The organism is Pseudomonas sp. N2-3-1-14 (assembly GCF_041228395.1).
Classification (GTDB): domain Bacteria; phylum Pseudomonadota; class Gammaproteobacteria; order Pseudomonadales; family Pseudomonadaceae; genus Aquipseudomonas.
Genome location: NZ_CP166199.1, coordinates 733,317 through 754,576, shown reverse-complemented (window position 1 = coordinate 754,576; position 21,260 = coordinate 733,317). Strand labels below are relative to the sequence as shown.

Annotated in this window: 17 protein-coding genes and 1 pseudogene; 13 read left to right on the top strand and 5 right to left on the bottom strand. The window is 62.2% G+C overall.

Annotated elements, in window-relative coordinates; translation table 11 throughout:
- Window positions 1–7: 7 nt before the first annotated feature.
- Window positions 8–4,582: a hypothetical protein gene (locus AB5I78_RS03435; RefSeq protein WP_369301533.1), complete on the bottom strand. Its 4,575-nt coding sequence runs from the start codon at window positions 4,580–4,582 to the stop codon at window positions 8–10.
- Between the two features lie 259 nt (window positions 4,583–4,841).
- Here AB5I78_RS03435 and urtA point away from each other — a divergent pair, with 259 nt between their 5' ends.
- From urtA to ureC, 11 genes and pseudogenes are all read left to right on the top strand, one after another.
- Window positions 4,842–6,107, top strand: coding sequence for an urea ABC transporter substrate-binding protein (gene urtA / locus AB5I78_RS03430; protein WP_145160259.1), 1,266 nt, complete (start codon window positions 4,842–4,844; stop codon window positions 6,105–6,107).
- A 167-nt stretch (window positions 6,108–6,274) separates the two neighbouring features.
- Window positions 6,275–7,777, top strand: coding sequence for an urea ABC transporter permease subunit UrtB (urtB, locus tag AB5I78_RS03425; RefSeq protein ID WP_369301535.1), 1,503 nt, complete (start codon window positions 6,275–6,277; stop codon window positions 7,775–7,777).
- A complete protein-coding gene (gene urtC / locus AB5I78_RS03420; RefSeq protein ID WP_145160255.1) occupies window positions 7,777–8,856 on the top strand; it encodes an urea ABC transporter permease subunit UrtC in 1,080 nt (359 codons plus the stop codon). The genes urtB and urtC overlap by 1 nt, the downstream gene beginning before the upstream one ends.
- A complete protein-coding gene (gene urtD, locus AB5I78_RS03415; protein ID WP_145160253.1) occupies window positions 8,853–9,713 on the top strand; it encodes an urea ABC transporter ATP-binding protein UrtD in 861 nt (286 codons plus the stop codon). Before urtC ends, urtD begins: the two co-directional genes overlap by 4 nt.
- Window positions 9,714–9,876: 163 nt before the next feature.
- Window positions 9,877–10,575 (top strand): urea ABC transporter ATP-binding subunit UrtE, encoded by a 699-nt coding sequence (gene urtE, locus AB5I78_RS03410; RefSeq protein WP_145160251.1) that lies wholly within the window; start codon window positions 9,877–9,879, stop codon window positions 10,573–10,575.
- Window positions 10,576–10,606: 31 nt separating this feature from the next.
- Window positions 10,607–11,446, top strand: coding sequence for an urease accessory protein UreD (locus tag AB5I78_RS03405; RefSeq protein ID WP_369301537.1), 840 nt, complete (start codon window positions 10,607–10,609; stop codon window positions 11,444–11,446).
- Window positions 11,447–11,537: 91 nt separating this feature from the next.
- Window positions 11,538–11,840, top strand: coding sequence for an urease subunit gamma (ureA, locus tag AB5I78_RS03400; protein WP_003171437.1), 303 nt, complete (start codon window positions 11,538–11,540; stop codon window positions 11,838–11,840).
- A gap of 8 nt (window positions 11,841–11,848) precedes the next feature.
- Window positions 11,849–12,361, top strand: coding sequence for a GNAT family N-acetyltransferase (locus tag AB5I78_RS03395; RefSeq protein WP_145160247.1), 513 nt, complete (start codon window positions 11,849–11,851; stop codon window positions 12,359–12,361).
- 5 nt (window positions 12,362–12,366) lie between these two features.
- On the top strand, window positions 12,367–12,900 hold the full coding sequence (locus AB5I78_RS03390; RefSeq protein WP_145160245.1) for a GNAT family N-acetyltransferase: 534 nt from the start codon (window positions 12,367–12,369) through the stop codon (window positions 12,898–12,900).
- A pseudogene (locus AB5I78_RS03385) lies at window positions 12,897–13,201 on the top strand (urease subunit beta). The gene AB5I78_RS03390 and the pseudogene AB5I78_RS03385 overlap by 4 nt, the downstream one beginning before the upstream one ends.
- 115 nt (window positions 13,202–13,316) lie before the next feature.
- Window positions 13,317–15,017, top strand: coding sequence for an urease subunit alpha (gene ureC, locus AB5I78_RS03380; protein WP_145160240.1), 1,701 nt, complete (start codon window positions 13,317–13,319; stop codon window positions 15,015–15,017).
- Window positions 15,018–15,276: 259 nt separating this feature from the next.
- Here the strand turns inward: ureC and AB5I78_RS03375 are convergent, their stop codons facing one another.
- Window positions 15,277–16,221: a DnaJ C-terminal domain-containing protein gene (locus tag AB5I78_RS03375; RefSeq protein ID WP_145160238.1), complete on the bottom strand. Its 945-nt coding sequence runs from the start codon at window positions 16,219–16,221 to the stop codon at window positions 15,277–15,279.
- 238 nt (window positions 16,222–16,459) lie between these two features.
- Here AB5I78_RS03375 and AB5I78_RS03370 point away from each other — a divergent pair, with 238 nt between their 5' ends.
- Window positions 16,460–17,728 carry an Hsp70 family protein gene (locus tag AB5I78_RS03370; protein WP_012721959.1) on the top strand — a complete coding sequence of 423 codons (1,269 nt, stop codon included), beginning with the start codon at window positions 16,460–16,462 and terminating at the stop codon, window positions 17,726–17,728.
- Between the two features lie 134 nt (window positions 17,729–17,862).
- On the opposite strand, the gene AB5I78_RS03365 is transcribed toward AB5I78_RS03370, so the two are convergent.
- The 3 genes from AB5I78_RS03365 to AB5I78_RS03355 form a co-directional block, all read right to left on the bottom strand.
- Window positions 17,863–18,876, bottom strand: coding sequence for an AI-2E family transporter (locus AB5I78_RS03365; protein WP_145160234.1), 1,014 nt, complete (start codon window positions 18,874–18,876; stop codon window positions 17,863–17,865).
- 205 nt (window positions 18,877–19,081) lie between these two features.
- Window positions 19,082–19,390, bottom strand: a complete 309-nt coding sequence (locus AB5I78_RS03360; RefSeq protein WP_369301538.1) for a PsiF family protein — start codon at window positions 19,388–19,390, stop codon at window positions 19,082–19,084.
- A gap of 71 nt (window positions 19,391–19,461) precedes the next feature.
- Window positions 19,462–20,250: a helix-turn-helix transcriptional regulator gene (locus AB5I78_RS03355; RefSeq protein WP_369301540.1), complete on the bottom strand. Its 789-nt coding sequence runs from the start codon at window positions 20,248–20,250 to the stop codon at window positions 19,462–19,464.
- 97 nt (window positions 20,251–20,347) lie between these two features.
- Between AB5I78_RS03355 and AB5I78_RS03350 the strand changes: the two genes are divergently transcribed.
- On the top strand, window positions 20,348–21,235 hold the full coding sequence (locus AB5I78_RS03350) for a DMT family transporter (RefSeq protein WP_369301542.1): 888 nt from the start codon (window positions 20,348–20,350) through the stop codon (window positions 21,233–21,235).
- The last annotated feature ends 25 nt before the right edge of the window (window positions 21,236–21,260 follow it).

The following is a 21,260-nucleotide window of genomic DNA, read 5'->3' as shown; positions in this document are numbered from 1 at the left end:
TAACACCTCAGAGTTCGTCCTTGTCCCGGCCGTACTCGACGTCCAGCGGATCAGGTTCAGCCTGCAGGTTGGCTTGCCACGCCTTGCCCAACACCCCTGCGCGGGTCCAGAAGGCGTCGGTTTCCAGCACCGCCAGCTGGCCGGCCGCCCACAAACCGCTGACCAGCGCGCTGGGCAAAACCGACGCACCGGCACTCAGCAATTGCGTCTCGGCCGCCGTGAAACCGGGCACATACTTGAGCAGTGCGCCGCCCCGGCACGTCAGGTACACACTCTCGGCGACCGGGCGGTTGATCTTGACGATATCCAGGTACGACCTCAGCTCGTTGCCGGAGACAAAATTGTTCAGCAGCTTCACTTCCTGAGCTTGCAGGTCCGGCACAGCAGCCATGCCTTTGTAGAAGGCCTGCACGGCGTTAACGGCGTAGCCGAACAGAGGGTGCGCGACCGTGACCTCAAGCCCGGCGCGCTCGAACCGGAACAGTTTCACAATCGTGTCCTGCAGCCAGGCGTGGCGGTCCTCTACGGGTTCAAGTGGCACAAACCCGGTAATCCCGGGACAGGTCAGCACCGCGCCCAGGTATTCGACGCCCTTGAATGGGCCCACCTGTTTGCGAGCCCAGCGCGCCGCGTCATCGGCATGGCTGAACAGCGGCCCGCAAAACGACAGCAAGTGAGGGTTGTGTTCGAACGGCCAGGGTTCGGCATTGGGCTCCCACTGCGCCGTCACGGTCTGCTCCTTGCCCCACACGGTGCTGCGCACTCGCACCTCCAGCGCGCCCTTGGCAGCCAGTTCTTTGACAAAACTTGCGACGGTCGAGCCGCCCTCAAGCAGACGCCGGCCGATGGCGCCCGCTTGGCTGAGCATTGCGTAGGCCAACTGCCGGCCGTTTTTATCGACCACATAGCTGAGCAGCGCACCGTCGGCACACAGCAGGTAAAGCGGCAAGCCTCGGCTTCTGGACAGACTGCCGAGGAAGCCGACGCCACCGGCCAACGCCTGGGGAGTGAAGAAACTGGTGGCCATGGCATCGCTGGACGGCGCAATCGCAGCGGTAGAGGAGCACAAATACAGGCCATCCAAGCCATAGCCCTGGGGCAGCAAGCCGTCGGCAAAAACCTGTTCTAGCCGCGTGTAATTCCCGCGTACCAGCGGCAGAGTAGTCATGTAGGCATTTTTATTGACGGACTTGAGCACGTAACCGAACTGTACCTCTGGCCGGGGCGATGCCAATCGTTGTGCATAACGTACGGCGTCGTCGGCGCGGGCAAAGATCGGGCTGCACGGTGCATCGGCGAATACCTGCTTGATCTCCAGGGCCGGCAGTGTCGCCAGATTCGCCACGAAAGGCGCGCTCAAGCGCCGGGCAAACCCCCACAACGCATTGCCCTTGACGACGCGCAGGTCGCTGGCCTTGGCGACCTGGCCGACGAAGTCACCCGGCAGCAGGGTACCGGCCCGCAGTTGGCGTTCGACCTCGGTGTCTACTTGGTTGCCGTTCAGTGGGTTCAGTGGCACCAGACGCGCTTTGAGCGCCGCTTCGTCCACCGAGCCGGTCAACTGGTAACGCAGGATCGTGCCTTGGGGCCCGAACAGGTATTCGCGCTGTATTCGAGGATCACGGTGCAACAGGTTCGACAGCACTGCGGTGGGCAGCATGCTCTGGTAGATAGCCTTTTGGTCGGCGGCCACCAGCATTTGCGTCTCCTCGCCAAGCACCGAGCGGTAGCGCGCAACGATGGTGCTGCCATGGGGGTAAAGCCCGCCAGTGACGGCGACATCGGGGTATACCCAGTTCAGCGCAAAACCCTGGGGCGGCACGGCCAATGGGTCGGTCGCCACGTACATGCCATCTGCCTGCCGCAGCAGCACTCCGCCATAGGTGCGGCGGCGTCCCTCGCCGATAATGTCGGCGGCATAACGCGCCGCATCATCCGCGTCGGCGAAGGCCGGGCTCAATCGGCGTCGAGCCAGGTGCTCGTAGCCGGCCCAGGTACGCGATACCACTCCCGGAGTGTCCCAGCACTGGCTGGTATGAATCACCTTGAGTTCACCTCGGTCGGCCCAGTCCCGGACAAAGGCTTGCGTCGTTTTCTGGCCCGAGGCCAACAAGCGTTCGTCATCTTCAAGGAGCCTGTCCACCGGGCCGCCACTTCCCACGTTGAACGGCAGCGACACGTACCGCAGCAAGGCGCCCTCCTGGGTCGAGAAGTACACCGGCAGGGTGGTGCCATTGTTGTATTTCTCGCCTGCACGCTTGGTGTCATAGAGGGCGACGTACAGCACCTTGGGCATCACGAAGTAGCGGGTCAGCCAGGCTGTCGAGGCCGGCACGCCCGCCGGTTGCCACTGCTGCGAACGAAACAATGCGCACAGAACGAACCCGTCCGGAAACTGGAAATCGCCGCCCGCGATCGGGGTAAACACACGGTTGAGCTTGAACAGGGCACTCTGGTCGCCGACACCTGCAACCTCGCTCGCCAGGTACTGCTCGGTGTCCTTGTGCTTGAGAATAAAACCGAAGTAGGCCTGCTCGGCGAGGTTGCGCCCATGAACCCGTGCGTGAAGGTTGCGAGCGGCCGCATCAGCGCTGTCAAACAGCGCGCCGTAGGTCGCGTAGTCAGGCGCGCCGACTCTTGGCGCATAGTCAAAATACGCCGTCCAGTCGTCATAGACCGGTGAGCGCGGGCCCCACAACGCGTTGCCCAGGATCACCCGCAAATCACCGGCTTCGGCCAGCACGATGACCCATTGCGCAGGCTTGACCTGCCCGCTGTCCAGCCGTTGCTGAGCGGAACTGCCACCCGGTTGCGGCGCAGTATGGGTCAGCAGCCGTTGCTCGGCGCTGGAAGAACTGGGCGTGTACGCCAGTAAACAATCCTCGGCGGCCGACAGATAGGCCGGCTGCCCGTGACTGATCACATCGTGGATCTCATCGGCGGAAAAAACCTGCAGGTTGATCAGCGCGTCTTCACGGCTCCAGCGCCGCTGCGCCACCCAACCGGGGTCGACCATCGACAGCGCGGGGTGCGAGCCGTAACGCCCAAAAACCTGATAGGGCTCAGGCGCAATCAACGGGCCTTGCCCATCCGCAGGAAAAAACAGCAGCTGGGCAAACGGGTTGGCATCACTTGCCTCAGGCTCGGTGATAAAGAAACGTCCCTTATCGTCTTTGAGCACGTAGCCGCCATAGGCACGCTCGCGTCGCCGCCCTATCTGCTCGTGCGCATACACCGCTGCATCGTGAGCCGAAATAAAGGCGCGGCTCAACACGGCCCGATATGAACCGTCCAGCACCGCCGACCGGTTGTCCACCGGGCCGAGGGTTCGCCAAAGCAAACCCGCCGCCACTACCGACACCGTCGTTGAGGCAATCACCCGGCGCACATAGCCACGCGGGCTCAGCGTGCCGGCCAGCAGCGCGGCCTGGGCGCCGTTGTCGTCACCATCGGCGCCAGCCAAGTCGGTCGCAGAACCGGGCACTTGCAGCTTGAGCAGCGCGCCATCCGACGCCTGCTGATACAGATGCAGCCCACGCGTCTTGTCCTGCAGCGCCAGGGTCGCGTGTGACTGGGTGATGGCGGCAGCCACTTCGGCCGGGGTAAAGAAAGTGGAATACAGCCAGGGTTCACGTGCGGGAATGTCAGCGGCCAAAGGCGTGGCGCGGTAGTAGATAGCCTCCAGTCGAAAGTTGGAGGGCAGGCGTAACTGGCCATCGGCGCGCAACGGGAACCGTGCAGCAGGAGAGAACAACGGCGTGCCAAGTTCCTCGGGGTAAGTGGCAACATACGCTTCGCCGCGCGTGTGCTTAAGCACAAAGCCCTGGGCTGAGCCTTCAGGGAACAACGCGCGCGCGGCCATCAGCGCCAGTTCTGCGCGCTCGAAGACCGGCGTGCAGAACGGCTGTTCCTCTGTCACCTGGGTGACGGCCGTGTTGATCCGCCAGCCGTGCTTGACCCGTCCGCGCACGCCTCCCCAGTGAGCATTGGCCACCACCACGCGCAGATCGCCGGCTTGCGCGGCTTGCCAGATCAACGACTCGAAGTCCGCAGAGGGCGCGAATGGCTCCTCACCGACAATGCGCTTTCTCAATAGCACTTCGGCCGCCGAGCCACTGCTCACGTATTTGAGCAATGAGCCTTCGGGGCCGCACAGATAGTGCGCCGCCACTGAACGCCGGTGTTCGATGATAAAACGCAGATCGGCAGGCGAGAAAAAACTGACGAACACCGAGGCCTGCTCATCGCTCATGCCGGGGTTGTGCAGCTTGACCTGCGCCATGTCCGGCGGGTGGGAGTGATAGAGCGCCTCGCAGGTATAGCCCTCAGGGGCGATGAAATTATCGTCGGCGTCGGTGGCCAGCACGATCCGATGATCGAAGGTGACGTGCTGGTCGGCCATGGGCGTTGTGGCAAACCAGTGGTGGCCCTGCTTGAGGATCGCGCCACCGAACTCCTTGTCGGCCGATGCGTAATCGGTCTGTTCGTAGGCCCAACGCGCGGCATCGTCCGCGCTGATAAACGGCGGGCTCAAGACCGGCAGGGTCGGCTGCGGCGCAGCGACTCGGGGGATACGTGGCATACATTCAGTCCTTGGAAAGTGAGGAGCGCTCACTGTTGCATCAACGAGATTCCAGGCGGCGCTAGATAGTTGTCGACCACAGCACCACTTCAGCGCACCCCGTGCACCCACACCCCGCCAGCGCGCCGATCTGGTGCGCACGACCGGCCCGGCAGCGTCCGTCTGCCGCACAAACAAGCGCCCGCATGCACCTCGGCACAGCCTTTGCAAAAGCCTGTGCAATGCCCTCATAACAACTTGAGTTCCTGGAGATCGCACCATGAAGCGTCGCAGCTTGATCAAGGCTTTCACCCTGTCCGCCTCCATTGCCGCCATGGGGCTGACCTGGACCGTGCAGGCCGCCGAGACCATCAAGGTCGGCATCCTGCACTCGCTGTCCGGGACCATGGCAATCTCCGAGACCTCGCTAAAAGACATGGCGTTGATGACCATTGACGAGATCAACGCCAAGGGCGGTGTGAACGGCAAGATGCTCGAGCCGGTGGTGGTCGACCCTGCGTCGAACTGGCCGCTGTTCGCTGAAAAAGGCCGTCAGCTGCTGACCCAGGACAAAGTCGCCGTGGTGTTCGGCTGCTGGACCTCGGTGTCGCGCAAATCCGTGCTGCCGGTGTTCGAAGAACTCAACGGTTTGCTGTTCTACCCCGTGCAGTACGAAGGCGAAGAGATGTCGCCGAACGTGTTCTATACCGGTGCGGCGCCCAACCAACAGGCGATCCCGGCGGTGGAATACCTGATGAGCGAAGAAGGCGGCGGCGCCAAGCGCTTCTTCCTGCTCGGCACCGACTACGTGTACCCGCGCACCACCAACAAAATCCTGCGCTCGTTCCTGCATTCCAAAGGCGTCGCCGACAAAGATATCGAAGAGGTCTACACCCCGTTCGGCCACGCCGATTACCAGACCATCGTGGCCAACATCAAGAAGTTCTCCGCCGGCGGCAAGACCGCGGTGGTCTCAACCGTGAATGGCGATTCCAACGTGCCGTTCTACAAAGAGCTGGCCAACCAGGGTTTGAAAGCCACCGACGTACCGGTGGTGGCCTTCTCCGTGGGTGAAGAAGAACTGCGCGGCATCGACACCAAGCCACTGGTGGGCAACCTCGCCGCCTGGAACTACTTCCAGTCGGTGGAGAACCCGGTGAACAAGAAATTCGTCGCGGACTGGAAGGCTTACGCCAAGGCCCACAACCTGCCGGGCGCGGATAAAGCGGTGACCAACGACCCGATGGAGGCCACTTACGTCGGTATCCATATGTGGGCGCAGGCGGTTGAGAAAGCCAAGTCCACCGACGTCGACAAGGTGCGCGAAGCCATGGCCGGCCAGACCTTCGCCGCGCCGTCGGGCTTCACCCTGACCATGGATAAAACCAACCACCACCTGCACAAGCCGGTGATGATCGGCGAGATTCAGTCTGACGGGCAGTTCTCGGTGGTGTGGCAGACCGAAGAGCCGATTCGGGCGCAGCCGTGGAGCCCGTACATCCCTGGCAATGACAAGAAGCCGGACTACGCGGTGAAGAGCAACTAAGCCGCACCACAGATTAGCTGTCGGGCGCGGTCAGTGTGGGAGCTGGCTTGCCTGCGATGCCAACAACTCGGTGTACCCGTTACACCGCAGCGATGCCATCGCAGGCAAGCCAGCTCCCACACAAAGCCCGCGCCCACACTGTCCATGCATGATCAGGACATTTGTTTATGCCCACTGCCCTCTACCGCTATTTCCTGGCCTTGCTGCTGTTGCTGCCTTTTGCCGCACACGCCAGCGACGCCGAAGACTTCCTCAACGCCAACCCGATGCAACAAGCCAAGCTGCTGCAGGACTGGGCCGCCCAGCCTGACCCGGCGCGCATCGAGCTGGTGGACGCCCTGCAACACGGTCAACTCACGCTCAACGGCGAAACCAAAACCGTGCGCCTGAACAACCGCCTGCGCGGCCTGCTCGACAACGTGCAGGCCAGTCAGCAGTTGCTCGCCGCCGACCCCAAGGTACGCCTGGGCGCCGCGCAAACCCTGCAAAAAACCGCGCAGCCTGCGCAGCTCAAATTCCTCGACCAGCAAGTGGCCGCCGAAACCAATGAGGACGTGCACACCGCCCTCAGCCTGGCCCTGGCCAACCTGCAATTGGTTGATACCGACCCCGTGGTGCGCCTTGCTGCCGTGCGTCTGCTCGGCAGCACCGGCGACCCGTTGGCCCGCACGCGCCTTGAAGCCCTGCTCGCGCCCGGCGTCGAAACCGACGCCGCCGTGCACACCGCCGCCGAGACCAGCCTGGCGCAGGTCAAACGCAAATTGATGGTCGGCGAGATCCTCGGCCAGGCCTTCAGCGGCATGTCCCTGGGCTCGATCCTGCTGCTCGCGGCCCTGGGCCTGGCGATCACCTTCGGCCTGCTCGGCGTGATCAACATGGCCCACGGCGAAATGCTGATGCTCGGCGCCTATTCGACTTACGTAGTGCAACTGATGATGCAGCGCTACGTGCCTGCGGCCATCGAGTTCTACCCGTTGATCGCGCTGCCGGTGGCGTTTTTTGTCACCGCCGCCATCGGCATGGCCCTGGAACGCACAGTGATTCGTCACCTCTACGGCCGCCCGCTGGAAACCCTGCTCGCCACCTGGGGCATCAGCCTGATGCTGATCCAGTTGGTGCGCCTGGTGTTCGGTGCGCAGAACGTCGAAGTCTCCAACCCGCAGTGGCTGTCGGGCGGCATTCAAGTGCTGCCCAACCTGGTGCTGCCGTACAACCGCATCGTGATCATCGCCTTCGCGCTGTGCGTGGTGGTGCTGACATGGCTGCTGCTGAACAAGACGCGCCTGGGCCTCAACGTGCGCGCCGTCACCCAGAACCGCAACATGGCCGCCTGCTGCGGCGTGCCCACCGGGCGTGTGGACATGCTCGCCTTTGGCCTGGGTTCCGGCATCGCCGGCCTGGGTGGCGTGGCCCTGAGCCAGATCGGCAACGTCGGCCCGGACCTAGGCCAGAGCTACATCATCGACTCGTTCCTGGTGGTGGTGCTCGGCGGTGTCGGCCAATTGGCCGGTAGCGTGATGGCCGCTTTCGGGCTGGGCATCGCCAACAAGATTCTCGAACCGCAGATCGGCGCCGTGCTCGGCAAGATCCTGATCCTCGCGCTGATCATTCTGTTTATCCAGAAACGCCCGCAAGGACTCTTCGCACTGAAAGGACGGGTGATCGACTGATGAACCAGCCATTGATGCTTACGGCCACGCAAAAGGCCGGCCCCACGCTGACGATAGCCGTCGGCGCGGTGATCCTGATCCTGCTGCTGGCGTTGCCTTTGTGTTCGCTGCTGGCGCCGGAAAACCCGCTGCACGTGTCGGCCTACACCCTCACGCTGGTGGGCAAAATCCTCTGCTACGCCATCGTCGCCCTGGCCCTGGACCTGGTGTGGGGCTATGCGGGCATGCTGTCCCTCGGCCACGGTTTGTTCTTTGCCCTCGGCGGTTATGCGATGGGCATGTACCTGATGCGCCAGGCGTCCGGCGATGAGCTGCCGGCGTTCATGACCTTTTTGTCGTGGACCGAACTGCCCTGGTATTGGGTCGGCACCGAGCATTTCCTCTGGGCCATGTGCCTGGTGGTGCTGGCGCCGGGGTTGCTGGCGCTGGTGTTCGGCTTTTTCGCCTTCCGCTCGCGGATCAAGGGCGTGTATTTCTCGATCATGACCCAGGCCCTGACCTTCGCCGGGATGCTGCTGTTTTTCCGCAACGAGACCGGGTTTGGTGGCAATAACGGCTTCACCAATTTCCGCAGCATTCTGGGCTTCGGGATTACCGAGCCCGGCACACGGGCGGTGCTATTTTTGGCCACGGTCGTGTTGCTGGTCGCGAGCCTGTACACCGGCTGGCGCTTGGCGCAGAGCAAGTTTGGCCGGGTGCTGACCGCCCTGCGCGATGCCGAAAATCGCCTGATGTTCTGCGGCTATGACCCACGTGGCTTCAAGCTGTTTGTATGGGTGTTGAGTGCGGTGTTGTGCGGCCTGGCGGGCGCGTTGTATGTGCCGCAAGTGGGCATCATCAATCCCAGTGAAATGTCGCCGACCAACTCCATCGAAGCCGCCGTGTGGGTGGCCTTGGGTGGGCGCGGCACGCTGATCGGGCCATTGCTCGGCGCCGGTGTGGTGAACGGCATGAAGAGCTGGTTCACGGTGGCCTTTCCGGAATACTGGCTGTTCTTTCTGGGGGCGCTGTTCATCCTCGTCACCTTGTATTTGCCCAAGGGCGTGATCGGCCTGTTGAAGAAACGGGGTGAACAATGAGAGTCACAGCGACGGCGGAATTTATGCTCGAACCCATTCTTGAGCCAAACAAAGACGCGGGCAGCAGCCGCGATGCAATCGGCCTCGGCCAGGCCGCCGGCAAGGGCCTGAACACCCGCCACGGCACCATCCTGACCCTGGAAGACATCAGCGTCAGCTTCGACGGTTTCAAGGCGCTCAACGACTTGAACCTCTACATCGGCGTCGGCGAATTGCGCTGCATCATCGGCCCCAACGGCGCGGGCAAGACCACGCTGATGGACGTGATCACCGGCAAGACCCGCCCCAGCCACGGCAAGGCCTGGTTCGGCGAAACCCTCGACCTGACAGGCATGAGCGAAGTACAGATCGCCCAGGCCGGCATCGGCCGCAAGTTCCAGAAACCCACGGTGTTCGAAGCCCTCAGCGTGTTCGAAAACCTGGAGCTGGCGCAGAAAACCGACAAATCGGTGTGGGCCAGCCTGCGCGCCCGCTTGAGCGGCGAGCAAAAAGACCGCATCGATGAAGTGCTCGACACCCTCCGCCTGAGCGCCTCGGCGCAGCGCCCGGCGGGCTTGCTGTCACACGGGCAAAAGCAGTTTCTGGAAATCGGCATGCTGCTCATGCAAGACCCGCAGCTGTTGCTGCTGGATGAACCCGTGGCGGGCATGACCGATGCCGAAACCGAATTCACCGCCGAACTGTTCAAGCGCCTGGCGGGCAAACATTCGCTGATGGTGGTGGAGCACGACATGGGCTTTGTCGGCTCGATTGCCGACCACGTCACCGTGCTGCACCAGGGCAGCGTGCTGGCTGAAGGCTCGCTGGCACAGGTGCAGGAAAACGAGCGGGTGATCGAGGTTTACCTCGGTCGCTGAGCCAGACAGAGCGCTTACTGTGGGAACCGAATCAATGTGGGAGCTGGCTTGCCTGCGATGGCATCACCTGGGTCCATCAGGCATACCGAGTTGCCTGCATCGCAGGCAAGCCAGCTCCCACAGTTGATCCGGTGCCTACAAGGGAATTGAGGAGAATTTGAACATGCTGCAAGTCGACACGCTGCATCAGTACTACGGCGGTAGCCACATCCTGCGCGGGCTGTCCTTTGACGTGAAGATCGGCGAAGTCACCTGCCTGCTCGGCCGTAACGGTGTGGGCAAGACCACGCTGCTCAAGTGCCTGATGGGCTTGCTGCCGGCCAAAGAGGGCGCGGTGAACTGGGAAGGCAAGGCCATCACCGGGTTCAAGCCACACCAACGCGTGCACGCAGGTATCGCCTATGTGCCTCAGGGCCGCGAGATTTTCGGGCGGCTCACCGTGGAAGAAAACCTCCTGATGGGGCTGTCGCGATTCCCCGGCTCCGAGGCCAAGGAGGTGCCGGCATTTATCTACGAATTGTTCCCGGTCTTGCTGCAAATGAAACATCGGCGTGGCGGCGATTTGTCCGGTGGCCAGCAGCAACAGCTGGCAATCGGCCGCGCCCTGGCCAGCCGGCCACGCTTGTTGATCCTCGATGAACCCACCGAAGGCATCCAGCCGTCGGTGATCAAGGAAATCGGCATGGTGATCAAGAAGCTCGCCGCCCGCGGCGATATGGCGATCCTGCTGGTGGAGCAGTTCTATGACTTCGCCGCCGAGCTGGCGGATCAGTACCTGGTGATGTCACGCGGCGAAATCGTCCAGCAAGGCCGCGGTGAAAATATGGAAAGTGAAGGTGTACGCGGGCTGGTTACCATCTAATCTGTAGCGTCCTGACGATAAGCACTCAACCATGAACCTGCCCGTTTCCCCCGCCCTGTTCACCCCCAGCTGGCATGCCGAGCTGGACCTCGGCTACGCGCGTTTCGGCGACACCACGCGCCCGGTGATGCGCCGCCACCTCGGCCCGCTGCGCGTGCAAAAGCACCTGTACGCCGAAGGCCCCCAGGTGTGCCAGCACATCATCGTGCACCCGCCCAGCGGGATTGCCGGCGGTGATCGCCTGGACATCCGCGCCCATGTTGGCGCCGGTGCCTGGGCGCAATTGACCAGCCCCGGCGCAGCCAAGTGGTACCGCGCCAGCGGCCCGGCCTTTCAACAGCTTGAATTGACCGTGGAAGCGGGCGCCACGCTGGAATGGCTGCCCCAGGAAACCATCGTGTTCAGCGCCGCCCAGGCCGAACTCACCACCCGCATTGACCTGCAAGGCGATGCCCGGCTGTTCTACTGGGATGTAGTTGCCCTCGGCCGCCCCGCCAGTGGCGAGCGCTTCGACCTCGGGCACTTTCAATCGCACCTGGATATCCGCCGCGACGGTCAGTTGCTCTGGCATGAGCGCCAGCGCATTGTAGGCGCCGATGGGTTGCTCGACTCGCCCATCGGGCTGGACGGGCAACCGGTGTTCGCCACGCTGTTGCTCACTGGCGATATCGAGCCTGAGTTACTGGAAAGCTGCCGCGCCCTGCCCCATGCGGTGCGCGGCGACCTGACCCAACTGCCCGGGCTGCTGGTGGCCCGCTGCCTGGCCAGTGAAGCGCTGCTGGCACGGGGCTGGTTGATTGATTTATGGCGTCTGTTGCGCCCGGCGGTACTGGGGCGAGAAGCTGTTTCACCGAGAATCTGGAGCACATGAAGATCTGAAGTGGAACCAGCTCCCACACAAGCCCTTTCCCACATTGATCTTCAGTGTTTTTAAGAATGTTGTTTATGAAGGACCTTGAACCATGGATTTGACCCCACGGGAAAAAGACAAACTGCTGATCTTCACCGCAGGCCTGGTCGCCGAACGCCGCCTGGCACGTGGCGTGAAGCTTAACTACCCGGAGACCATCGCCTACATTTCCGCCGCCTTGATGGAAGGTGCACGCGATGGCCGCACCGTCGCCGATTTGATGCACTACGGCACCACCCTGCTCAGCCGTGAGCAAGTGATGGAAGGCATCCCGGAAATGATCCCGGATATCCAGGTGGAAGCCACCTTTCCCGACGGCACCAAGCTGGTCACCGTCCACCAGCCTATCGCGTGAGGCCGATCATGATTCGTGATGCAACCGAGCAAGACCTGCCGGCCATTCGAGCCATCTACAACGACGCGGTGCTCAACACCACCGCGATCTGGAACGAACAACCCGTCGACCTGGCCAACCGTCAGGCCTGGTTCACGGCGCGTCAGGCCCAGGCGTACCCGATTCTGGTGGCGGTAGAAAACGATGAAGTCACCGGCTACGCCTCGTTCGGCGACTGGCGACCCTTCGAAGGCTTTCGCTACAGCGTCGAGCACTCGGTGTATGTGCGCAATGACCAGCGCGGCAAAGGCCTCGGCCAGCGCCTGATGCAAGCGCTGATCGAGCGTGCCCGCAGCGCTGGCAAACACGTGATGGTCGCGGCCATCGAAAGCGGCAACCAGGCGTCTGTTCGCCTGCATGAGCGCCAGGGTTTCATCATCACTGGGCAAATGCCGCAAGTGGGCATCAAGTTCGGCCGCTGGCTGGACCTGACCTTTATGCAACTGACATTGAATCCGGGCGCCGAACCGCCCAAGGAGTGAGATCGATGAACACGGCTCAACTGCGTCGAGTGAATGCTGAAAGTTTTGCCCATTACCGCCTGGGCTTGATCGAGCTGTTGCTGGACGCGGTGAAGCATGGTGCGTCGGTCGGCTTCATGGCGGACTTCGACGAAGCCCAGGCCCGCGACTATCTGAAGGGCGTACAGGCCAGTATCGAAGACGCCAGCCTGCTGCTGTGGGTGGTGGTGCGCGATGAACAGGTGATCGCCAGCGTGCAATTGGCGCTGTGCCAGAAAGCCAATGGCCTCAACCGCGCCGAAGTGCAAAAACTGTTGGTACACAGCAGCGCCCGCCGCCATGGCCTGGGCCAGCAATTGATGAACACCCTGGAACTCGCCGCGCGCCAGCACAAGCGCGGCCTGCTGTACCTGGACACCGAAGCCGGCTCCGGTGCCGAAGCCTTCTACCAGTCGCTGCGTTACACCAAAATCGGTGAATTGCCCGACTACTGCCAAAGCCCGGACGGGCGCTATAGCCCGACCGCCATCTACTTCAAGACCCTGGGGCAACCTGCATGATTCCTGGTGAATATCAGATCCAGCCTGGCGATATCGAACTGAATGTCGGCCGGCGTACCGTCACCCTCAGCGTGGCCAACAGCGGCGACCGGCCGATCCAGGTCGGCTCGCACTACCATTTTTTCGAGACCAATGACGCGCTGACGTTTGACCGCGCGGCGAGCCGTGGCATGCGTCTGAATATTCCGGCCGGGACGGCGGTGCGGTTTGAGCCGGGCAGAGTCGCGACATCGAGTTGGTTGATTTGAGCGGCGGGCGGCGGGTGTTTGGGTTTGCCGGACGGATCATGGGCGACCTTTAGGGCCTCATCGGGGCAAGCCCCCTCCCACATTTGAATGCGTTCACGCATCAAGGGTGGGAGGGGGCTTGCCCCGATAGTAATTTCACATTCAACACAAATATTTCAGGGCACACACATGAAAATCAGCCGCCAAGCCTACGCCGACATGTACGGCCCCACCGTCGGTGACAAGGTCCGCCTGGCGGACACCGAGCTGTTCGTCGAAGTCGAAAAAGACTTCACTGTTTATGGCGAGGAAGTGAAGTTCGGCGGCGGAAAAGTCATCCGCGACGGCCAGGGCCAGAGCCAGTTGCTCGCCCATGAGGTCGTGGACACGCTGATCACCAACGCGCTGATCATCGACCACTGGGGCATCGTCAAGGCCGACGTTGGCCTGAAGAATGGCCGCATCCACGCGATCGGCAAAGCCGGCAACCCGGATATCCAGCCGGGCGTGACCATGGCCATCGGCGCCAGCACCGAAGTGATCGCCGGTGAAGGCATGATCCTCACCGCCGGCGGCATCGACTCCCACGTGCATTTCATCTGCCCGCAGCAGATCGAAGAAGCACTGACCAGCGGCGTCACCACCATGATTGGCGGCGGCACCGGCCCGGCCACCGGCACCAACGCCACCACCTGTACGTCAGGGCCGTGGCACCTGGCGCGCATGCTTCAGGCCAGCGACTCGTTCCCGATGAACATTGGTTTCACCGGCAAGGGCAACGCCAGTTTGCCGCAGCCCTTGATCGAACAGGTCAAGGCCGGCGCTATCGGTTTGAAGCTGCACGAAGACTGGGGCACCACGCCTGCGAGCATCGATAACTGCCTGAGCGTGGCCGACGAGTATGACGTGCAGGTCGCCATCCACAGCGACACGCTCAATGAATCCGGCTTCGTCGAAACCACGCTCGCCGCGCTCAAGGGCCGCACCATTCACACCTACCACACCGAAGGGGCCGGAGGCGGCCACGCGCCAGACATCATCAAGGCCTGCGGCTTCCCGAATGTGCTGCCCAGTTCCACCAACCCGACCCGGCCGTTCACCCGCAATACCATCGACGAGCACCTGGACATGCTGATGGTCTGCCATCACCTGGACCCCAGCATTGCCGAAGACGTGGCCTTCGCCGAAAGCCGCATCCGCCGCGAGACCATTGCCGCCGAAGACATCCTGCACGACCTCGGCGCGTTCTCGATGATCAGCTCGGACAGCCAGGCCATGGGCCGCGTCGGTGAAGTCATCACGCGCACCTGGCAGACCGCCGACAAAATGAAAAAACAGCGCGGCCCGTTGCCGGGTGACGGCGAAGGCAACGACAACTTCCGCGCCAAGCGCTACATCGCCAAGTACACCATCAACCCGGCGATCACCCACGGCATCAGCCATATTGTCGGCTCTATCGAAGTCGGCAAGTGGGCCGACCTGGTGCTGTGGCGCCCCGCATTTTTTGGCATCAAACCGACCCTGATTCTCAAAGGCGGCGCGATTGCCTCAAGCCTGATGGGCGACGCCAATGCGTCAATTCCCACGCCGCAGCCGGTGCACTACCGCCCCATGTTCGCCAGCTTCGGCAGTTCATTGCATGCCACCAGCCTGACCTTTATCAGCCAGGCCGCGCAGGCAGCCGGATTGCCCGAAGCCCTGGGCCTGAAAAAGCAGATTGCGGTGGTCAAGGGGTGTCGCGACGTGCAGAAAACCGACTTGATCCACAACGACTACCTGCCGGATATCGAAGTGGACCCACAGACCTATCAGGTCAAGGCCGACGGCGTACTGCTGTGGTGCGAGCCCGCCGACGTGCTGCCAATGGCGCAGCGTTACTTCCTGTTCTGACGCCTCGGCGGCCTAGTCATGGGGTTCTGCGTGGACGTCTGCCAGAGACGGCGGGATGACAGAGGACAGAAACGCGTAATGCTGCACCTTCCCCCCCCGGCAGCGCGAGCGCCGGGGGAGCAGGGTGATGTGAAGGCCCATGGCGGGTTCCCTTGGGCGGTGATAAAGCGCTGGAGCTTTTCACCACCCGCCATTGGCCGGACCTATCTATACAGTGCTGCCATGCAGTGCTCGGCGCCTGAACGCGAGCGGCCCGGCGTCAGCTGTTCCAGTTTTCTCGCGGATCGAACGCGGCCTTTTTCGCCAGCTCCTGCCACAACGCCTTGACCTCATCGTCGCTGGTTTTCGGCATCACTGCCTTGAGCTGCACGAACAGGTAACCGCGCTGCCCGGCCTTGTTCAGCAGGCCATGGCCCTTGGCGCGCATGCGTTGGCCGTTCTGGCTGCCGGCCGGCACCTTGAGGTTGATCTTGCCGGTGAGGGTCGGCACGGCCACTTCCGTGCCCAACGCCAATTCCCACGGCGCCAGGGGCAAGTTGATGATCAGGTTTTCGCCGTCCACTTCAAAGCGTGGGTGCGGCGCAAACTTGATGATCAGGTACAGATCGCCATTGGCACCGCCGCCAATGCCCGGCGCACCCTGGCCCTTGAGGCGGATGCGCTCGCCGTCGGCCACGCCGGCGGGGATCTTCACGTTCAGGCTCTTGGTGGTGTTGCTGACGTGACGACCCGAGGCGTCGTATTGCGGCACCTGGAAGCTGATCTGCTTGGACTCGGTGGACAGCGTCTCTTCAAGGAACACCGACAGCTGCATTTCCACGTCCTGGCCCTTGCGCCCGGTTGGACGGCGCTGACCGCCGCCAAACGCATCACCGCGCGAGCCGAAGATCGAACTGAAGAAGTCCGAAAAGTCGCCCGCGTCCTGGCCGCCACCAAAGCCGCCACGGCTCTGCCAGCCCGGTGGCCCCTGGAACGGCTGGCCATGTTGGCCGTATTTGCGCAGTTCGTCGTATTCCGCGCGCTTATCGGCGCTTTTAAGCGCCTCATAGGCTTCGGACGCGTCCTTGAATTTCTCTTCGGCGTCTTTTTCCTTGCTCACGTCCGGGTGATATTTGCGTGCGAGCTTGCGATAGGCGGCCTTGATTTCCTTGTCATCGGCGCTCGGCTCGACACCCAGAATCTTGTAGTAGTCTTTGAAATCCATCGGCGGTTCACCATCCTTAATCGAGATCGCACAGCCCGGGGCACAACGTGCGCTGCATTGCACCTGTTGAGTGATGTGGCCTGGGGGTGCGTCAAAGTGTTATCGGCGCTAGCCGTATGCAACAGATGTGGGGGCAAATCCCGCACTTTCAAGCACGATTTAACGGATGGTCGGCCTACGCATCCGTGCCCGACTGGCATACACTGCGCGGCCGTTTTTCAACCGGAACCCGATAGACATGAAAAACCCATCCCCAGCCCGTGCCTGCGGTATCGACTTCGGCACGTCCAACTCCACCGTCGGCTGGATCCGCCCCGGCATGGAAACGCTTATTGCGCTGGAGGACGACAAGATCACGTTGCCGTCGGTGGTGTTCTTCAACTTCGAGGAGCGTCGCCCGGTGTACGGTCGCCTGGCCCTGCACGAGTACCTGGAAAACTACGAAGGCCGGCTGATGCGCTCGCTCAAGAGCCTGCTGGGTTCCAAGCTGATCAAGCACGACACCAGCGTACTCGGCACGGCGATGCCGTTCACCGACCTGCTGGCGCTGTTTATCGGCCAGCTCAAGAGCCGCGCCGAAGCCAACGCCGGCCGTGAATTCGAAGAAGTGGTCCTGGGCCGCCCGGTGTTCTTCGTCGATGACGACCCGATGGCCGACCAGGAAGCGGAAAACACCCTGGTCGATGTGGCCCGCAAAATCGGTTTCAAGGATATCTCCTTCCAGTACGAACCGATTGCAGCGGCGTTCGACTATGAGTCCACCATTGAGAAGGAAGAGTTGGTACTGATCGTCGACATCGGCGGTGGTACGTCCGACTTCTCGCTGGTGCGCCTGTCACCGGATCGCCGTCACAATGACAACCGTCACGACGACATCCTTGCTACCGGCGGCGTGCACATCGGCGGTACCGACTTCGACAAACAGCTCAGCCTGCAAGGCATGATGCCGCTGTTCGGCTATGGCAGCCGCATGAAAAGCGGCGCCTACATGCCCACCAGCCACCACATGAACCTGGCCACCTGGCACACCATCAACTCGGTGTACTCGCAAAAATCCCAACTGGCCCTGGGCAGCATGCGCTACGACATCGAAGACACCGGCGGCATCGACCGCCTGTTCAAGCTGATCGAACAGCGCGCCGGGCACTGGCTGGCCATGGAAGTGGAAGAAACCAAGATCCAGCTGACCCACGAGGACAGCCGCCACGTGCTGCTCGACCGGGTTGAGCCGGGCCTGAGCGTGGAGCTGAGCCGCGCGCTGTTCGAGTCGGCCATCGATGGCTTGCTGGAGCGCGTGCGCAACAGCGTCACGCAGCTGCTGACCGATGCGTCGGTCAGTGTCGCGCAGGTGGACACGGTGTTCTTTACCGGAGGTTCCAGCGGCATTCCGGCACTGCGCCACAGCATTTCGGCGATGTTGCCGAATGCACGGCACGTGGAAGGCAACATCTTCGGCAGTATCGGCAGCGGTTTGGCGATCGAGGCCAGCAAGCGTTACGGCAGCTGAGTTTCTGCCCGCGCCGCGTCGCGCCCATCGCGGGCAAGCCCGGCTCCCACATTCATGCGTGTTTTTCCTTTGGGATACCTTTGAATGTGGCAGCGGGCGGGCTCGCGAAGGGCCAGCCCAGGCACCCTCAAGCGCTAGACCATGCCCGCCAGCTTCAGCTCACTCTTCAAATACGCATAGTAGATCGGCCCCGCCACCACACCCGGCAGGCCGAACGCGGCTTCGAACACCAGCATCGCCAGCAACAATTCCCACGACTTGGCACTGATCTGCCCGCCAACGATGCGCGCGTTGAGGAAGTACTCGACCTTGTGGATCACGATCAAGTACCCCAGCGCCGCCACGGCGACCCAAATCGACAGCGACAGCGCGACGATGGTGATCAGCGTATTGGAGATCAGGTTGCCGATCACCGGCAGCAGGCCGACCAGGAAGGTCAGCACGATCAGCGTCTTGGTCAGCGGCAGGTGAATCCCGCACAGCGGCAGCACGATCCCGAGGAAGATCGCAGTGAACACGGTGTTGAGCGCGGCGATCTTGATCTGGGCGAAGACGATATTGCGAAACGCCTGGACCAGCAGGTGCAGGCGGTCGAACAGGGCGGCGGCCAGGGGTTTGCGTTTGGTCAGGTCGGGCACGCGCTGCAGGGCGATGATCGCGCCCAGCACCATGCCGATGAGCAGGGTGACGAACATGTGGGCAGCGTCTTTGCCGACCAGTTGCAGTTCGCTCAGGTGCTTGCTCAGCCAGTCGCCGATGGCCACGCGAAACTCGGCGGCGCTGGCGGGCAGGTAGGCGTCGAGGAACGGCGGCAGCTGGCCGCGCGCGCGATCGACCACGCCCATGAATTTGTCGAGGGAGGCCCCGGGATTTTCCGCTTCGTGGAGCAGGAAACTGATGGCGCCGGCGAAGATCAGGGCCAGCACGCTGACGATCAAGGTGCCGAGCAACGCCACAGCGAGCCAGCGCGCGCGCCGACCTTCGATCAGCCGCTGCAACTGTGGGGTGAGCATGTTGACCAGTTCATAAACCAACAGGCCGGCCAGCAGGCTGGGCAGCAGCTTGAGCGGCAGGACCAGCAATAATCCACCGAAAATGATGATGCAACTGACCAGCAACAACACGTGACGCTGAGAAAACGTTGGCATACAGCCTCAAAACGAACGGCGTTAAAGGATGGGCAGTCTGCCAGCCTTGAGGGAATCAAGCGAGAGGCCAGGGTGTGAATGCGATCAACTGTGGGAGCCGGGCTTGCCCGCGATGCAGGCGCCTCGGTGCAGCAAACTTACCGAGGTGATGCTATCGCAGGCAAGCCAGCTCCCACATTGAGCTCCAGCGTTGGCGAAATCGTGATCAGCCTTTGAGGCAAGTGCTCATAAAGGTCTTGCGTGCATCGCCGGTCAACGCCTTGGTTTTCGCCGTGGCATTGCAGTCTTTCATCTTCTGCTGCTGCGGCGTCAGGGCCTTGGCGTCGTTGGCTGCGGGAGCGGCCTTGAGGCAAGTGCTCATGAATGTTTTGCGCTCGTCGCCGGTCTTGCCTTTGGCTTCGGCGTTGCAGGTGGTCATTTTTTGTTGCTGGGCGGTCTGTGCGGCGGTGGCGGCAAACCCTTGGGAACACAACAGCAGGCCCATCATCAACAGCGGAATACGCAGCATCTTCATGGAGTTTTCTCCCTGTTGCCGTGCCGGGGGGCACGGCCTACGCAGCAGTGTAGTCAAAGCCCGTTACATCTTCATCGGCCACGGATATTAGTTCGACGATACTGCTCCGGCGTACAGCCGGCGTGGCGCTGGAACATCGCGATGAACGCCGAGGCGGTGCTGTAACCGAGGTCAAACGCCACGTGTTGCACGCTGCGCTGGCTGTCGAGGGCTTCGATGGCAGCGAGGTAGCGCAGGCGCTGGCGCCATTCGCCAAAGCTCATGCCCAACTCCCGCACAAATTGCCGCGCCAGGGTGCGTTCGCTCACATGCACGTGCTCGGCCCAGTGCGCCAACGGGCGATTGTCCCCGGGTTCGGCCTGCATGCCCTCAAGCACACCGAGCAGGCCGGGGTGGCGCGCATAGGGCAGGAAACAATCGTGAATCGGCGCTTGCTTGAGCTGGTCCACCAGCACCTGCGCCAGGCGCACATCCGCTTCGGTCTGCGCAATATTGACGTCGCGCCGGGCAAAGTCGCTGAGAATCGCCTTGAGAATCTCGCTGATCGCCAGGGTGCACGGCGCCTGCGGCAGTTGCTCGCACAGCTGCGGGGCCAGGCCCACCGAGCGATAGACAATCGCCTGGGCGTTGTAGGAACTGTGCTCGGTATTTGGCGGGATCCATACTGCGTATTGCGGCGGCGACATAAAACGGCTGCCCGCCACTTCCATGCGCATGACACCACTCGCCGAATAGTCCAGCGACCCCCAGCCATGCCGGTGCGGCGTGCACTCGGTGTCGGGGGCGAAATCGGAGTAACGGAAGTAGACGGGGCTTGGCAGGCTGGGGAAATCGGCCAGGCGTACGGTGTGTCTGGGCATATTGTCTGGATACAAAGGTCGGTTGTCTGGATCGCAGTATAGGCTTCGATCCAGACAGGGGATAATCCCGCCTCATCAACACACCTGGTTTCCTTCAATGCAATACGCGTATCCCCTGCTGGCCATCTTTATCTGGGCCGGTAATACCGTGGTCAACAAACTGGCCGTGGGCACCCTCTTTCCGGCAGAAATCGGCTTTTACCGCTGGTTGCTGGCGGCGCTGCTGTTTACCCCGTTCATGCTCAAGCCGGTGATCGCCAACTGGGCGCTGATCCGCCCGAACCTGGGCAAGATCTTCATCCTCGGCGTGTTGGGCATGGCGGTGTATCAAAGCCTGGCCTATTACGCAGCGACCCTGACCTCGGCGACCAACATGGGCATCATCCTCTCGCTGATGCCGTTGATGGCATTGACCGCCGCCATTATCAGTCTCGGCCAGCGCCTGACCTTTGGCGCGCTGACCGGTGCGGTCCTGTCGTTTGCCGGCGTGGTGGTGGTGGTGTCGGCCGGCAGTCTGGACGCGTTGCTGCAACACGGGCTCAACCTGGGCGACGCGATGATGCTGATCGCCACCCTGGCCTATGCGGTCTACAGCACGCTGCTGAAAAAATGGCAGTTGCGCCTGCCGCCCCTGGTATTGCTGTATTTGCAGGTGCTGGTGGCGGTGGTGGTGCTGTTTCCATTGTTCCTGTTCTCGAACAAGGCTGGCCTGGGCTGGGCGAATATTCCGCTGGTGCTGTATGCCTGCCTGCTCGCCTCGATGCTCGCGCCGTTGGCGTGGATGCATTCGGTGAAGACCTTGGGGCCAAGCCGCACCACGCTGTTTTTCAACCTGTTGCCGTTGATTACCGCGCTGATTGCGGCGGTGGTGCTCAAGGAAAAGTTGGCGATGTACCACGTGGTGGGTGGATTGCTGACGTTGGGCGGGGTGATTTTGTCGGAGCGCTGGACCACGCCGGTGCGCCAAGAGGTCAGCGTCGCCTGATAGACCGCTATCGCGGGCAAGCCCG